Consider the following 14,598-nt stretch of genomic DNA (forward strand, 5'->3'; position numbering starts at 1 on the left):
CCTCATACGGGGGTGATCACAGCTGGTCGTCCGCCAGCTCGGCCACCCCGGTGACCCTGTGCAACGGATAGGTGCGTACTTCGTCGGCCGTGTGGTCGTACGCCGTGACGAAGCCGCCCTCCACGCGGATGGGAGCGATGACCCGCTGGCTGGCAGTGCCCTCGGCGTTGACGTAGCCGATCCACAGGGACTCGCCGGTGAGGACGGCGGCCTGCATGGTGGCGAGGGTCTCGGCCGAGGTCGTGCGGGGCAGATCGCCGCCCGTGGCGGGGGCTCCCGTCGACTTGCGCGGCGCCGTGGAGGCCAGGTCGCCCGCGCGTACGGCGCGGAGGGCCGCGGTCAGCAGCGTGGCGTCGGGGGCCGGGGGGCCGTCCGGGACCGGCTCGGGCGGGGTGCGGTGCGGGGTGCGGTGGGCATGGGCCCGAGTGATCAGGACGTCGCCCTCCGCGGACTCGGCCGCCGGGGCGAAGCCCATCGCGCGCAGGCCCTCCAGAAGCACCGCCGGATCGGACTGGGCGGCCAGGACCGTCGGGGCCAGCCGGCGCAGGCGCAGGCCGGCCGAGCGCCTGTCGGCGAGGATCTCGCTCAGCAGGGCGTCGTCGTCGCAGCGCAGGTACGCGGAGGCGGCGCCGACCCGAAGGTGCCCGTGCCGGCGGGCCACGTCGTCGATCAGGTAGGCGAGCGGCTGCGGGACGGGGGTGCGTGCGTGGGCGGCGAGAAAGGCGTGCAGATCGGAAGCCGTACGGCCCGCGTCGAGCGCGCGGCGCACGGAGGCCGGTGTGAAGCGGTAGACCGTCGCGCCGCCCTTGGACTCGACGTCCGCGAGCACGTCCAGCATGTCGGCGAGGGGCCGCTGGAGCGGGCCGGGCGCCACCGCCGTCAGGTCCGCCTGGAGCAGGACGTGGTCCAGGGGTTCGGGGAGCAGGGGCGCGAGCAGACGAGCGGCGCGGGCGGCGGCCGCCGTCCGTTCGGCGGCCGTGAGGGGCTCGTGCGGGGCGGGGCGGTGGTGGTGCCGGTGGACGGGCAGCTTGTCGCCCGGACCGGTCGGCTCGGAGGGCGGGGTGCGGTCCGGGCGCTCGCCGAGCAGGGCGCGGCCGTGCGCGGACAGGGCGCCGCGGCCCGTGACGCCCAGCTGTTCCGCCTCGGACAGCGTCCACTGGGCGAGCCGGGTGCGCAGGTCGTCGGCCGCGGGCCGGTCGCCCCGCAACGGGCGCTCCCAGCGGAGCCGGGCCAGTACGGATTCCTGCGTGGCGGAGACGCCCTCGGGGAGAGTGGCCAGCAGCGTCAGGACGCGGTGGCGGACCTCGGGCGCGGCCGAGCGGTCCAGGCCGGGGCCGAGCGCGGAGAGCGCACGGTCCTTCGCGTCCCGGCCGCCGACGAGCCCCGCGGTGCGGGTCGCGGTCAGCCAGGCGGTGGTCAGCCGGGTCCAGCGTCCGGCGGGGGGCAGCTCCGTCCACTCGTCGTACGCGGGGGTCGCCGCGTAGCGCTCGTCCGCCTCGCCGTCGGACGCCAACAGGCCCGCCGCGTAGCAGAGTTCGACCCAGAAGGCGGCCACGGGCTCGGACACGTCGAGTGCCACGGCGGTCCGCTTCAGGTCCCGTACGCTCAGGCCGCCCGCGCGCAGCACCGACGGGCCGCCCTCGTCCCAGTCCTTCAGGAGTTCCTCGACGGTCGCGAGCGCGGTGTAGGCCTGACCGGCCGCGGTCGCGTCCACCATCTGCGCGGAGTGGGTGGCGGCCGCCTCCACGACGGGGGGCAGTGGCTCCGTGTGGTGGTGCGCGCGACCGGACCGCAGATGCAGGGCCGCTTCACGGGGCAGGACGACCGTGCCCGGGGAGGGAGGTCTGCCCTGGTCGAGTCCGGCCGAGAGCTTGGGGGAGGGCAGCAGCAGGCCGCGGTCCAGGAGCCAGCGCAGGCGCGGCGCGGGGTTGGGGGTGACCTGCCCGTAGGGCGGACCCCACACCAGCCGGGAGAGCACCTCGAGGGACTCGGCCGGAGCCTTCTCGAGGAGCGCGGCCATCCGGGTGCGGTCGCCGAAGAGCTCGGAGAGGGCGGTCATGGCGGACACGGCGTCGTGCGTGGTGGGCAGTCCGGCCGCGGCCAGGATCTCCTGGATCCGCCCCGGGGACATGCCGCCCGCGGCCTCCGCGACCGTGGGGCCGAGGCCCGTGGGCGAGGGGTGCTGCGGGGACGGGGCGAGCAGTTCCCGGGCCGTACGGACGAGCCGCAGCCGGTCGTCGGCGCCCCAGACGAGGGCCTGGTCGCGCAGCGTGGTGAGGGAGCGGGGCAGGGCCTCGGCGACCAGGGGATCGGCCTGCGGCCCGTCGTCACCGGCCATCAGGCCGAGGAGTTCGTCGTAGGTGGCAGGGTCCCCGGCGACGGCCAGGGCCTCCGCGGTCTGCAGGGCGAACCGGTCGAGGCGCTCGAGCGCGCGGACGACGCTCGCCCGGGTGGCGGCGCGGGTGGCGAGCTGGGTGAGGTCGGTGGGGACCGGGGTGATGAGGTCCGGGCGGGCGCGGAGGAGGGCGGACAGGGAGACGTCGTCCCGCGCGCGCAGGGACTCGGCCAGTGAGCGCGGTGCGGCGGCGCCGCTGCCCGCGCCCGGCGATTCCTTGCGTGAGCGCTCCTCGGGGGTCATCCGGTCCACGGTAGCGGGTGTTGTCGCGGTGGTGCGGAGGTGCACACCGTTCAGCCCGGTCGGGGTGCGACCGGGACGTCGCGGGGATCCCTCCGCCCGGGCGAAGCCGGGCGCGAGGAGCTCCAGGGCGGGGCCGGCCGGACCGATACAAGGTCCGGGGGCGGATCCCCCGGGGACGGTTCGCGGGGGATACGGTACGTCTCAAAGCGGCCCACCGCGGAGGGGATTCGTGGGGATCGAGAGCGACCAGCTGGTCTTCGACTACCTGAGCCGGGTCGGAGACCTGGCCCAGCAGCGTCAGCTGCCGTCGGTCGCACGTATGCGGCTCGTCTCCGAGCTGCGCAACGAGATCGACCGCCGGCGGGCGAAGTCCCCGGTGGACAGCCCGGCCGCGGTCCGCCGCATCCTCGACCGCCTCGGTACGCCCGACGAGGTGGTCGCCGCCGCGTCGGAGGGCGCCGCGGACGCCGGCTCCGCGAGCCGTCCGGCCGCCGTCCCCGTGCAGCGGGCGCGCGACGTCGAAGAGCGCCCCAAGGGCCTGCGGCGCGTGGTGCCCCGCCCCCGCCCCGCCGAGCCCCGTCCCGAGGACTCCTCCGGCAGTGCCGCGTCCCCTCCCCACCTGGCCGGCGCGCACGAACTCGGCGACAGCGCCACCCGGCCCGACTGGTGGCGGGTGGAGGGCGGGGCCGGTGCCGGGTTCGGACTCGGTGACAGCGTCCCCGGGTTCGTCGGCGGCGTGGAGATCCCCGAGCTGCTGAAACCGCCGCCGGGCACCCCACCGAAGCCGGAGGTGCCGAAGGACCCCGAGCCCGCGGTGGAGGCGGCTCCCGCCGCCGAGGAGCGGGCCGCCGCACCGCCCCGCCGGCTGTTCCGGCTCACCGGGCGGCGCAATCCTCTGCTGCTCCTGGCCGCCGTGCTCCTGATCGCGGGCGCCGTGCTCGGCAACTGGATCGCCCTCGGCCTCGGCTGGCTCATCGCCTGGGCGTCCCGCAGGCTGAGCCCCGCCGAGTCCAAGTGGGCGGTCATGGGTCTGCCCGGCCTGGCGGCGGTCGCCGGAATCGTCTGGCTGTGGGGCCGCACGAGCGGCCGCTGGGGCGCACCCGTCGCCGCGGGCCATATGACCGACGCGGTCGCCCAGACCTGGCCCTGGGTGGTCCGGGGTGCGGCCCTCGCCTCCGCCCTGTACCTGTTCTGGCGGGCACAGCGGGCCAGGTGAGCGACCCGGCGGTACCGCGCGGCGCGGGTGGCCCCTTGTCTCCCGGCCGACGCCACCTGGGACAATCGCCCATATGACCTCTCGCGCCCTGACCGTCGGCTTCGACCTCGACATGACGCTGATCGACTCCCGGCCCGGTATCCGCGCCTGCTACCAGGAGCTCTCCGCGCGCACCGGGACGTACATCGACGCCGATCTCGCCATCACCCGGCTCGGTCCGCCGCTGGAGGACGAACTGGTCAACTGGTTCCCCGCGGAGCGGATCGCCGCCACCGCCGACCTCTACCGCGGGATGTACCCCGGTGTCGCGATCGCCGCGACGCCCGCCATGGCCGGGGCCCGTTCGGCGATCGAGGCCGTGCGGGCGGCAGGCGGGCGCGCGATCGTGGTGACCGCCAAGTACGAGCCCAACGCCAAGCTGCACCTGGAGCACCTGGGCATCGAGCCCGACGCGGTCATCGGCGACCTGTGGGCGGAGCGCAAGGCCCAGGCGCTGATCGAACACGGCGCCGCCGTCTACGTCGGCGACCACATCGGGGACGTCCGCGGTGCCCGCGGCGCCGACGCGTTCTCCGTCGCCGTGGCGACCGGCCCCTGCACCGCCGACGAACTGCGGGCCGCGGGCGCCGATGTGGTCCTCACCGATCTCACCGAGTTCCCCGCCTGGCTGAGCTCCTACTCCGGTGCGGGCGAGAGCCTGCCGAGGTAGGTCCTAGGACCGGATCCCGCGCGCCCGCCTGCGGCCCTCCGCGATCGACCGGAGCACTCCCGCCCCGGCCACCAGGAAGCCCACGGCCATCAGCATGCTCATGCCGAACATGTACGTCGGGAAAGGTTTCGTCCCGAGCAGCAGCGGGGCCACGGTGACCAGTGTGGCCACAGCGCCGACGAAGAAGACGATGGCACCGGCACGGATCAGCCGGTCCCCGGCAGCGGTGGAATTCGCTTGGGTTTTGTCACGCACCGGACCAGGGTAGTTCCCAGCGCGAGGAACAACTCGGCGACGTCTTGTCACCGGCCCCCGGACCATTAGCCTTGGTTCCGGCGGGTCCAGGCGGCCCGCTGCAGTGCTATCCAGAGCAGTTTCCCGAAACACTTTGCAGACGCAGTTTCCGACGAGTACGAGGACGAGGACAGACGTGCCTACCGGCAAGGTCAAGTGGTTCAACAGCGAGAAGGGCTTCGGCTTTCTCTCCCGCGACGACGGCGGCGACGTCTTCGTCCATTCCTCGGTACTTCCCGCCGGAGTCGATTCCCTGAAGCCGGGACAGCGCGTGGAGTTCGGTGTCGTCGCGGGTCAGCGCGGCGACCAGGCGCTGTCGGTCAGCCTCCTGGAGCCGGCTCCGTCGGTCGCCGCCGCGCAGCGCAAGAAGCCGGACGAACTGGCCTCCATCGTCCAGGATCTGACCACCCTTCTGGAGAACATCACACCGATGCTCGAGAAGGGCCGCTACCCCGAGAAGGCCTCCGGCAAGAAGATCGCGGGTCTGCTGCGCGCGGTCGCCGACCAACTGGACGTCTGACCCCGGTCAGGGGAAGACGAGCGCGTCCGGGCCGAGGGGCGGTACGAGCCCCTCGGCCGCCGCACGCGTGAGCAGTCCGCGGACCGCCGCGTAACCGTCCTCGCCCAGGTCGGCCGTGAACTCGTTGACGTACAGGCCGATGTGCTGGTCCGCCACCGCGGGGTCCATCTCCTGCGCGTGCTCCATGACATACGCGCGCGACGCCTCGGGGTCGTCCCAGGCCGTGCGCACGGACGTACGGGCGGAGTCGGCGAGCAGCTTCAGCGTGGCCGCGCCCAGCGAGCGCTTGGCGATGATCGCGCCCAGCGGGATGGGCAGCCCGGTGGTGTCCTCCCAGTGCTCGCCCATGTCGGCGAGCTTGTGCAGCCCGTAGTTCTGGAACGTGAACCGCGCCTCGTGGATGACGAGTCCCGCGTCGACCTTGCCGTCCCGCACCGCCGGCATGATCTCGTGGAACGGCATGACCACGATCTCCCCGACCCCACCGGGCACGGTGTCCGCGGCCCAGAGCCGGAAGAGCAGATACGCCGTCGACTTCTCGCTCGGCACGGCGACCGTCCGCCCGGTGAGGTCGGTTCCCGGCTCCCGGGTCAGCACCAGCGGGCCGCAGCCGCGCCCCAGCGCGCCTCCGCACGGCAGCAGGGCGTACTCGTCGAGGACGTACGGCAGGACGGCGTACGACACTTTCAGGACGTCGAACTCGCCGCGCTCGGCCATGCCGTTGGTGATGTCGATGTCGGCGAAGGTGACGTCGAGGCCGGGGGCACCCGGTACCCGGCCGTGCGCCCAGGCGTCGAAGACGAAGGTGTCGTTCGGGCAGGGCGAGTAGGCGATCCGGAGGGGCTCATGGGTTGCGGTCATGCTGATTCCAACTCTCCAGTACGGGCGCGATCTTCCCGAAACCCTCGGTGAGGGCCGAGAGGGCGTCGCCGATGCGCCAGGCGGCGCGGTCGCGCGGGCCGACGGGATTGGAGACGGCGCGGATCTCCACGACGGGCGTGCCGTGCGCGGCGGCCGCCTCGGCGACGCCGAACCCCTCCATGGCCTCGGCGAGCGCATGCGGGTGACGGGCGCGCAGCTCCGTGGCGCGTGCGGCGCTTCCCGTCACGGTCGAGACCGTGAGCACGCCACCCGTGAGCGCACCGGTGGCGGCGGCGAGGTCTCGTACGAGTGATTCCGGTGGCCGGTGACCGGAGGTGCCGAAGCCGAGTTCGGTGACGGGCAGGAATCCGTTCGGGGTCTCGGCCCCGAGATCGGCGGCGACGATGTCGTCGGCGACGACGAGCGAGCCGACGGGCGCGTGTGGCGCGAAACCCCCTGCGACACCCGCGCAGACCACGAGGCCGTAGGGAGCGCCCCGCAGGGCGGCGGCGGTGAGCGCGCAGGCGGTGGAGGAGGCGGCGAGTGCGGGACCCACGCCGGCCGCGACGAGGTCCAGGGCGCCGGTGCGGTACAGGGTCACCCCGGGCAGCGGGACCTCCACGGCCGGTCCGGCGAACGCACCGGCCACCGCGTCCCGTTCGGCCGGGACCGCGGTGGCGATCAGGACATGTGCGCGGGACGTGATCAGGAAGCCTTCTCGAGCTTGAAGGACCACAGACCCGTCACCTTGCTCTCGCCCTCCTTGATGGAGACGAGGGTGGAGTTGCCGCTCGCGCCGTACTGCGCGTTGAAGAACACGCTGCCCGGGATCGTGCGGTAGGTCTTCTTGCTGGACTCGGTCAGCGGCTGACCGTTCATCAGGATCGTCCAGCCCTGGTCCGCGATGCTCGGGTCGACACCGAAGCGGACCGTGTCGTCGGGGTCGACCTTGATCGACTTGATGTCCTTGGACTTCTGGTCGAGGCACGGCGCCGCCTGCGCGGAGGTGATCGCCTTGCCGTCGTTGTAGCAGTCGGTCTCGGTGCTCACCGAGTCCGTACCGACCGTGACGGTGGCCAGCGGCGACGGCTTGCTGCAGGCGGACAGCAGGAGGAGTCCGGCGGAGACGGCGCCGAGGGCGGCTACGGCGCGGCGGGAACGCAGTGCGGTCATGGCCGAAGGCTATCGGGCACGTCCGGCACACTCCCCACGTGGGGTGTGCGACGTGCCGCGCACTCGTGCGATCAGGTGCCGCACGCCCCGCCGGTCAGGCCACCCGCGGTTTCGCGGCGCCGCCGCGGCGGGCCGAGGCGAGCAGGCCCCGGACGGTCGCCAGCCAGCCCAGGGCGACGATCGCGGCGCCCACCACGAGCCCGAGCACCCCGTTCAGCGGCAGCGCGATACCGACCGCCCCGCCCAGCACCCACGCGACCTGCAGCAGGGTCTCGGAGCGCGCGAACGCGGAGGTGCGGACCAGTTCCGGCACGTCCCGCTGGATCAGCGCGTCCAGCGACAGCTTGGCCAGTGCCTGGGCGAACCCGGCGACCGCCGCGAGGGACGCGACCAGGAACGCGCCGAAGAAGATCGCCGCGGTGATCGCCGCGCCCAGCGCCATCGCGACGACCGTCACGATGATCACTTCGGGAGCGCGGGATTTCAGCCAGGCGCCGACGGCCGTGCCCAGTGCGTTCCCCGCGCCCGCCGCGACGCCGACGATGCCCAGGGACACCGCCGCGCTCTCACCCGCGAGCGGGTGTTCGCGCAGCAGGAAGGCCAGGAAGAAGATCAGGAACCCGGACAGGCAGCGCAGGGCGGCATTGGCCCCCAGGGCGTGGGTGACGGCGGGGCCGACCGTGCGCAGCCCGGGGCGGCGCCCGGTGCTGCTGCGGCGCGGGCCGCGCAGGTGCTCGGCGTCGGCGGCGAGCAGCGCGACGTCCTCGCCCTTGGCGGAGTCGACCTTCGGCGGCAGCGAGAACGACAGGAACGTGCCCGCGATGAAGATCACGAAGGCGCCGTACAGCGGCCAGCCCGGGCCCACGGTCTGCAGCCCGGCGCCGATCGGCGCCGCCACGCCGGTGGCGAGGAGGCCGCCGAGGGTGACCCGGGAGTTGGCCTTCACCAGGGAGAAGCGGGGCGGCAGCAGCCGTGGCACCACCGCACTGCGGACGACGCCGTAGGCCTTGGACGCGACGAGCACACCGAGCGCGGCCGGATACAGCTCGAGTCCGCCGGCCGCGACCGCGCCCGAGATGATCAGCGCGAGCAGGGCGCGGGCGAGCATCGCGGCCGCCATCGCGGCCCGGCGCCCGTGCGGGAGACGGTCCAGGAGCGGGCCGATCACCGGGGCCAGGACCGTGAACGGGGCCATGGTGATGGCGAGGTAGAGCGCGACGCGTCCCCGGGCCTCGTCGGTCGGCACGGAGAAGAAGACGGTGGAGGCCAGGGCGACGGTGATCATCACATCGCCCGCGCCGTTCACGGCATGCAGTTCGATCAGCTTGCCGAGCCCGGACTCGCCCGCACCGTGCGCGTGGGTGGCCTTGCGGATGCCGCGGGCGGCGCCGGTCACCGGCAGGTGGAGGGCACGGCCGACCGCGCGGACGGACCCGCCGAACCGGCCCGAACCGCCACTTCGACCACGTCCCTTGACCCCGTTGACCCCGGCGGTTCCCTGGGACGACCTCGCGGCTGCCACCCCGTCATAGTGCCCCGAGAACGGCGGGGGTAGTGCGGTTACCGCGCGTACGTGACCGAGTGGCGTCCTGCGGGGGTGCGGGCGGCGGGGTGGGGGACCGGGCGGCGCGGCGCGCGCGGGCCGGACGGTCCGGGACACGGAACGGGCCCACCGTGTTCGAGGGCCGGAAGCCGTCGCTGCGGGGCCTTCGGCCGGTGTGCGGAGTACCGCGCTCCGGGAATGCCCGGCGACTCGGTGTGGGCGCAGCGGCCGGGAGAAGGTAGCGTGCGTAGCGCGCCGTGGCGATCGTTCTCGGCCGCGCGCCTCTCATCCATCCCGCAGAATGGGTGGTGTAGGTGTGCCCGAGCGCGATCGGGCGCGGACGTCGACGCGGCCCGCTGGTCCGCTCCGTCCGCACCCGCAGCCGAGGAAGGGCGCACCCGTGAGACGGCGTAGGAGAGAAGCGATACCCGTGAGCGCAGCGACAACGCGAAGCCGCACCCCCGACCGCCTGTGCGCCGAGGCGGTCGACCTCGCCCGCGCCGCCGCCGAGGAGACGGCCGCGCCCGGCGTGGTCGGCGAACATGTCGGGACGGTGTCCGAGGGCGACCGTGTTGTCACGCACTTCTTCGAGTGCAAGGAGCTCGGGTACCGGGGCTGGCGCTGGGCGGTGACGGTGGCCCGGGCCTCGCGCGCCAAGGTGGTCACTCTCGACGAGACCGTCCTGCTGCCCGGCCCCGACGCGCTGCTGGCCCCGGAGTGGGTGCCGTGGAGCGAGCGACTGCGCCCCGGTGACCTCGGCCCCGGCGATCTGCTGCCGACGGACGCCGAGGACCTGCGCCTGGAGCCCGGGTTCTGCGGCGAGGAGGAGCCGCCGCCGAACGCCGCGGTGTCCGGGGAGATGGCGGAGCTGGTCGAGGCGGAGGACGCGGAGGTCACCGGCGGAGTCCCGGCGAACCTGCCGATCGCGCCGATGCGTGGATCGATCGCGGCCGTGGCCGAGGAACTGGGCATGGGCCGGGCCCGGGTGCTGTCCCGCTACGGACTGCACACGGCGGCCGACCGCTGGGAGGACGCCTTCGGACCGAAGACCCCCATGGCCCAGGCGGCGCCGGCGACCTGTGTCAGCTGCGCCTTCCTGATGCCGGTGGGCGGCTCGCTCGGGCAGGCATTCGGCGTGTGCGCCAACGAGTTCTCCCCGGCGGACGGCCGCATGGTCTCCCTGTCCTACGGCTGCGGAGCGCACTCGGAGGCGGCGGTCATGCCCAAGACGCCGCGGCCCGCCCCTCCGGTGGTCGACGAGACGAGGGTGGAGCCGTTCCCGCTGCGGCCGTCGCCCGACTCGGGCTCGGTGCCTGCGGTGTCGGACGAGTCCGCCGCGGAGCTGGGTCACTCCTGACGCGATGCCCCGGGAGGGTCCGGGGCGGCGGTCACCTCGGCCGACGGCGTATTCCGCGGTCCGCGGGGCCCACGGCGCACGGTACCTTCGTCCCGCACGCGCTGAGAGGGAGAGTGAACCGTGAGCAAGTTCGTGCAGCCGGCGGCCGAGGGCGCGGACCCCTTTGGGACGGCGCGCCTGCGGCGCGGTGTGCTGGACGCCTGGGCCACCAGCTCCGCCCGGTTCCGCGAGGACGCCAACGCCGAGGAGGACCTGGTATTCGGCGGCTACCGCGATCGTCTGGTCGTCGAGCTCGCGCAGAACGCCGCCGACGCGGCGGCGCGGGCCGGTGTCCCGGGCCGGTTCCGTCTCACCCTCCGCGACGGGGTGCTCGTCGCGGCCAACACCGGCGCCCCCCTGGACGCCGCCGGTGCCGAGTCGCTGTCCACCCTGCGGGCCTCCGCCAAGCGCGACGGCGACGAGTCCACCGTCGGCCGCTTCGGCGTCGGCTTCGCAGCCGTCCTCGCCGTCAGCGACGAGCCCGCGGTCGTCGGCCGGCACGGCGGTGTCCGCTGGTCCCTGGCCGAGGCCCGGGCACTGGCCGAGGAGGCCGCCGGGCAGAGCCGGCGCCTCGGTGACGAGATCCGCCGCCGCGACGGCCATGTGCCGCTGCTCAGGCTGCCGTTCGCCGCCGAGGGCACGGCCCCCGACCCGTACGACACCGTCGTCATCCTGCCGCTGCGCGACACGGCCGCCGCCGACCTCGCCGAACGCCTCCTCCAGGGCGTCGACGACGCACTCCTCCTCGCCCTGCCCGGACTCGAGGAGGTCGTCGTCGAGATCGCCGGTGCCGGCCCGCGCACCCTGCGCCGGCGTATCGACGGCGCCGACACGATCGTGGAGGACTCCCTCGGGGGCGCCACCCGCTGGCGCACCGTCTCCCGGCACGGCACCCTCACCGCGGACCTCCTCGCCGACCGCCCGGTCGAGGAGCGGCTGCGCCCCCACTGGTCGGTCACCTGGGCCGTCCCGGTGAACGCCGACGGCACCCCGGCCAAGCCCCGCACCGCGCCGGTCGTGCACGCCCCCACCCCCAGCGACGAGGCGCTCGGCGTGCCCGCCCTGCTCATCGCCTCGTTCCCGCTGGACACCACCCGGCGCCATGCCGCCGCGGGTCCGCTGGCCGCGTACCTGGTGGAGCGCGCGGCCGACGCCTACGCCGAGCTCCTCGCCGCCTGGCGCCCGGTGACGCCCGGTGTCATCGACCTGATCCCCGGTCCGCTCGGCAAGGGGGAGCTGGACGGCGCGCTGCGCCAGGCCGTCCTCGAGCAGCTGCCGCGCACCGCGTTCCTGCCGCCCGCCAACGACGCGGGCGACGACTCCGAACTGCCCGAGGCGCTGCGTCCGCGGGACGCCGAGATCGTGGAGGGTGCCGGTGCGGCCACGGTCCGGGTACTCGCCGAGGTCCTGCCCAGTCTGCTGCCGGCGGGTCTGGAACGCCGGGTCGAACTGCGCACGCTGGGCGTGGCCCGGGTGCCGCTGACGGAGGCCGTCGACCGGCTCGCGGGGCTCGAGAGGGAGCCCGACTGGTGGTGGCGGTTGTACGACAGCCTGGCCGGGGTCGACCCGGACCGGCTCTCCGGACTGCCCGTGCCGCTGGCCGACGGACGTACCACCGTCGGGCCCCGGCAGATCCTGCTGCCCGGCGGGGACGGGCCGCCTGTGGCCCCCGACGTGCTCGCCCGGCTGGGCCTGAAGGTCGCCCACCCGGACGCGGCCCACCCCCTTCTGGAGAAGCTGGGCTCCCTTCCGGCGACCCCGCGCGCCGTGCTCACCACCCCGCAGGTCAGGGCCGCCGTCGCCGCCTCCCTCGACGACGAGGGCCCGGGCTGGGACCAGGAGGGCCTGGAGCCCGAGGAACTGGCCGACAGCGTGCTCGCCCTGGTCCGCGAAGCCGGGCTCGAACCCGGTGAGGAACCCTGGCTCGGCGCTCTGGCACTGCCCGACGAGGACGGCGAACTCGCTCCCGCCGGTGAACTCGTGCTGCCCGGAAGCCAGTTCGCGGACGTCATGCGTGAGGGCGAACTCGCCTTCGTGGAAGCCGAGATGGCCGAACAGTGGGGCGAACAGCCGCTGGCCGCCTGCGGGGTGCTCGCGAACTTCACCCTGGTCCGGGCCACCGACGTGGTGCTCGACCCGGACGAACTGGAACCCCGCGACTCGGAGTTCGCCGAGCCCGATGACGTCGGGCTGCTCGACGCCGTCGACGTCTGGTGCGAGGACGTCCTCGACCGGCTGCCGGACACACCGGTGCCCCCGGTGGCGACCGAGGTCGTCGCCGTGCGCGATCTCGACCTCGTCGACGACGACCGCTGGCCGCAGGCCCTGGCCCTGCTCTCGCAGCCCCCGCTGCGGGACGCGCTCACCCAGCCCGTGCGGATCCTGCTGCCGGACGGCACCCACGAGATCGTGCGGTCGTACACCGCCTGGTGGCTGCGCGGTCACCCGGTGCTCGGCGGGCGGCGCCCCGCCGGTCTGCGCGCCACGGGCGGCGACCCGTTGCTGCGCGGCCTGTACGACGAGGCCGACGCGACCGGCTTCGAGGACGAGCAGGTGCTGCGCGCCCTCGGCGTACGGACCTCCGTGGCCGCCCTGCTCGACGAACCCGGCGGTGCCGCCGAACTGCTCGACCGGCTCGCCGACCCCGATCGGCACGTCTCGGCAGCCCAACTGCACGCTCTGTACGGCGCCTTGGCCGGACTTGACCCGGAGCAGGTGACCCTGCCGGACGAGCTGCGCGCGGTCGTCGACGGCCGGGTGACCGTCGTGGACGCCGCCGAGGCGGTGGTGGTCGACTCGCCGGATCTGCTGCCGTTCACCCAGGGCGTCCCGCTGCTGCCGGTGCGGCCGGGGCGGGCCGCCGATCTCGCCGAGCTGTTCCAGGTACGGCGGCTGAGCGAGTCGGTGACGGGTGAGGTCACCTCGGAGGGCGTCGAGCACGACGTGCCCGAGCCCGTACGGGTGCTGCTCGGGTCCGCGACCCCCGCCTCGTACGTCGAGCACGAGGAACTCGTCGTCGGCGGGGTGGAGATCGACTGGCGGCTGGCCGCGGACGGTGCGCTGCACGCCGCCACCCTGGAGGGCGTGGCCGCGGGACTCGCCTGGGCGGCGGGGCAGTGGCCGCGCCGCTTCGAGGTCGCCGCCCTGCTGGAGGACCCCTCCCGTACCGAGGAGCTGGCGCGGGACCGCTGGTTCGACTGAGCCGCCCGGGCCGCCCGCCCCGGCGCCGCCGGTCCGTGACCGGGGCAGCGCGGCGGGCGGCCCGGTGGGCGGGCGAGCGCTGCGGTAAAGGAGAGAAAAAGGATTCCGGCCTCGCACAACCATGCGTTTCGCCCGTTGATCTGTTCCGGCGAGTCAACAGACTCCCCAGTCACTTGGGCCCCAGGGGCGGCGCAGCGCACCCCCCGGGGCCCCTTTCTCCTCGTGGAGAACGCAATGCGTATTCGTGCCACTGTGGCCGCCCTCACCGGCGCCCTGGCCCTCTCCGCCCTCGCCGTGCCGGCCGCCCACGCCGCCGGTACCGCGGGCCCTGCCGTCACCTTCTCGAACGTCAAGGTGAACAAGGGCAAGAACATCGCTGTCAGCGCCACCGGCAAGGTCTCCGTCGCCGCCACCTACACCGTGACGCACTCCGCGAGCCTCGACCCGAGCACCTTCGCGTCCGGCCCGGTCATCTACCGCGGCACCAAGATCACCGCGCCCAGCGCCCTCCTGGGCGGTGACAACCCGGGCACGTGCACCGCCGCGTCCTCGACCGTCCTCAACTGCAAGGCCACCATCGACATCCGCCCCGCCGACGGCGACCTGCTCAACTCCGACGCCGGTACCTGGACGGTCGGCGCCGTCGCGGTCGACAAGGACTACCACGCGACGTGGCAGGGCGACTTCGGGCACCTCAAGGTGCTGCGCGGCGGCAAGCTCACCGTGGACGCCTCGCCGGAGCCGGTGGCGAAGGGCAAGACCATCACGGTGACGGGCAAGCTGACCCGCGCCGACTGGCAGACCGGCAAGTACACGGGCTACGCGGGCCAGTCCGTCCAGCTCCAGTTCCGCAAGAAGAGCTCCACCACCTACACGACGGTGAAGACCATCAGGACGTCCTCGACGGGCAGCCTGAAGACCACGGTCAAGGCGTCGGCCGACGGGTACTTCCGCTACACCTTCGCGGGCTCCGCGACCGTCGCGGGCGTCAGCGCCGCCGGTGACTTCGTCGACGTGAAGTGATCTGACACGAGCGCCTGCCGGTCC

General features: G+C 74.1%; 12 protein-coding genes. 6 read left to right on the plus strand and 6 right to left on the minus strand.

All coding sequences use genetic code 11. From position 1 onward, the window contains the following. Positions 1-16: 16 nt before the first annotated feature. Positions 17-2,638, minus strand: a complete 2,622-nt coding sequence (locus ACSHXN_RS22820; protein WP_438303615.1) for a helicase-associated domain-containing protein — start codon at positions 2,636-2,638, stop codon at positions 17-19. Positions 2,639-2,867: 229 nt separating this feature from the next. Here ACSHXN_RS22820 and ACSHXN_RS22825 point away from each other — a divergent pair, with 229 nt between their 5' ends. Both ACSHXN_RS22825 and ACSHXN_RS22830 read left to right on the plus strand, forming a co-directional pair. Further along, a complete protein-coding gene (locus tag ACSHXN_RS22825; RefSeq protein ID WP_356108528.1) occupies positions 2,868-3,854 on the plus strand; it encodes a hypothetical protein in 987 nt (328 codons plus the stop codon). Between the two features lie 73 nt (positions 3,855-3,927). Next, positions 3,928-4,563 (plus strand): HAD family hydrolase, encoded by a 636-nt coding sequence (locus tag ACSHXN_RS22830; RefSeq protein WP_355131994.1) that lies wholly within the window; start codon positions 3,928-3,930, stop codon positions 4,561-4,563. Positions 4,564-4,566: 3 nt separating this feature from the next. Here ACSHXN_RS22830 and ACSHXN_RS22835 read toward each other — a convergent pair whose 3' ends face one another. Beyond that, positions 4,567-4,818 carry a hypothetical protein gene (locus ACSHXN_RS22835; protein WP_355131993.1) on the minus strand — a complete coding sequence of 84 codons (252 nt, stop codon included), beginning with the start codon at positions 4,816-4,818 and terminating at the stop codon, positions 4,567-4,569. Positions 4,819-4,993: 175 nt separating this feature from the next. On the opposite strand from ACSHXN_RS22835, the gene ACSHXN_RS22840 reads away from it, so the two are divergent. Beyond that, entirely contained in the window at positions 4,994-5,377 is a 384-nt protein-coding gene (locus tag ACSHXN_RS22840) for a cold-shock protein (protein WP_059127043.1), read from the plus strand. A 6-nt stretch (positions 5,378-5,383) separates the two neighbouring features. Here ACSHXN_RS22840 and ACSHXN_RS22845 read toward each other — a convergent pair whose 3' ends face one another. The 4 genes from ACSHXN_RS22845 to ACSHXN_RS22860 all read right to left on the minus strand — a co-directional run bounded on the left by ACSHXN_RS22845 (position 5,384) and on the right by ACSHXN_RS22860 (position 8,933). After that, entirely contained in the window at positions 5,384-6,238 is an 855-nt protein-coding gene (locus ACSHXN_RS22845; protein WP_355131992.1) for a 1,4-dihydroxy-6-naphthoate synthase, read from the minus strand. Then, the gene (locus ACSHXN_RS22850) at positions 6,222-6,974 is read right to left on the minus strand and encodes a futalosine hydrolase (RefSeq protein ID WP_355131991.1); all 753 of its coding nucleotides are present in this window, start codon (positions 6,972-6,974) and stop codon (positions 6,222-6,224) included. The genes ACSHXN_RS22845 and ACSHXN_RS22850 overlap by 17 nt, the downstream gene beginning before the upstream one ends. Beyond that, positions 6,944-7,411 (minus strand): DUF2771 domain-containing protein, encoded by a 468-nt coding sequence (locus ACSHXN_RS22855; RefSeq protein WP_355131990.1) that lies wholly within the window; start codon positions 7,409-7,411, stop codon positions 6,944-6,946. The genes ACSHXN_RS22850 and ACSHXN_RS22855 overlap by 31 nt, the downstream gene beginning before the upstream one ends. Positions 7,412-7,505: 94 nt before the next feature. Further along, positions 7,506-8,933 (minus strand): MFS transporter, encoded by a 1,428-nt coding sequence (locus ACSHXN_RS22860; RefSeq protein WP_355131989.1) that lies wholly within the window; start codon positions 8,931-8,933, stop codon positions 7,506-7,508. A gap of 451 nt (positions 8,934-9,384) precedes the next feature. Between ACSHXN_RS22860 and ACSHXN_RS22865 the strand changes: the two genes are divergently transcribed. From ACSHXN_RS22865 to ACSHXN_RS22875, 3 genes are all read left to right on the plus strand, one after another. Continuing rightward, positions 9,385-10,311, plus strand: a complete 927-nt coding sequence (locus ACSHXN_RS22865) for a DUF3027 domain-containing protein (RefSeq protein WP_355131988.1) — start codon at positions 9,385-9,387, stop codon at positions 10,309-10,311. 120 nt (positions 10,312-10,431) lie between these two features. Beyond that, the gene (locus ACSHXN_RS22870; RefSeq protein ID WP_438303616.1) at positions 10,432-13,551 is read left to right on the plus strand and encodes a sacsin N-terminal ATP-binding-like domain-containing protein; all 3,120 of its coding nucleotides are present in this window, start codon (positions 10,432-10,434) and stop codon (positions 13,549-13,551) included. Positions 13,552-13,785: 234 nt separating this feature from the next. Continuing rightward, complete coding sequence (locus tag ACSHXN_RS22875; protein WP_355131986.1) at positions 13,786-14,574, plus strand: hypothetical protein; 789 nt, start codon at positions 13,786-13,788, stop codon at positions 14,572-14,574. Positions 14,575-14,598: the final 24 nt, after the last annotated feature.

Origin of the sequence: Streptomyces sp. HUAS TT11 (genome assembly GCF_051553595.1) — a bacterium.
GTDB lineage: Bacteria > Actinomycetota > Actinomycetes > Streptomycetales > Streptomycetaceae > Streptomyces.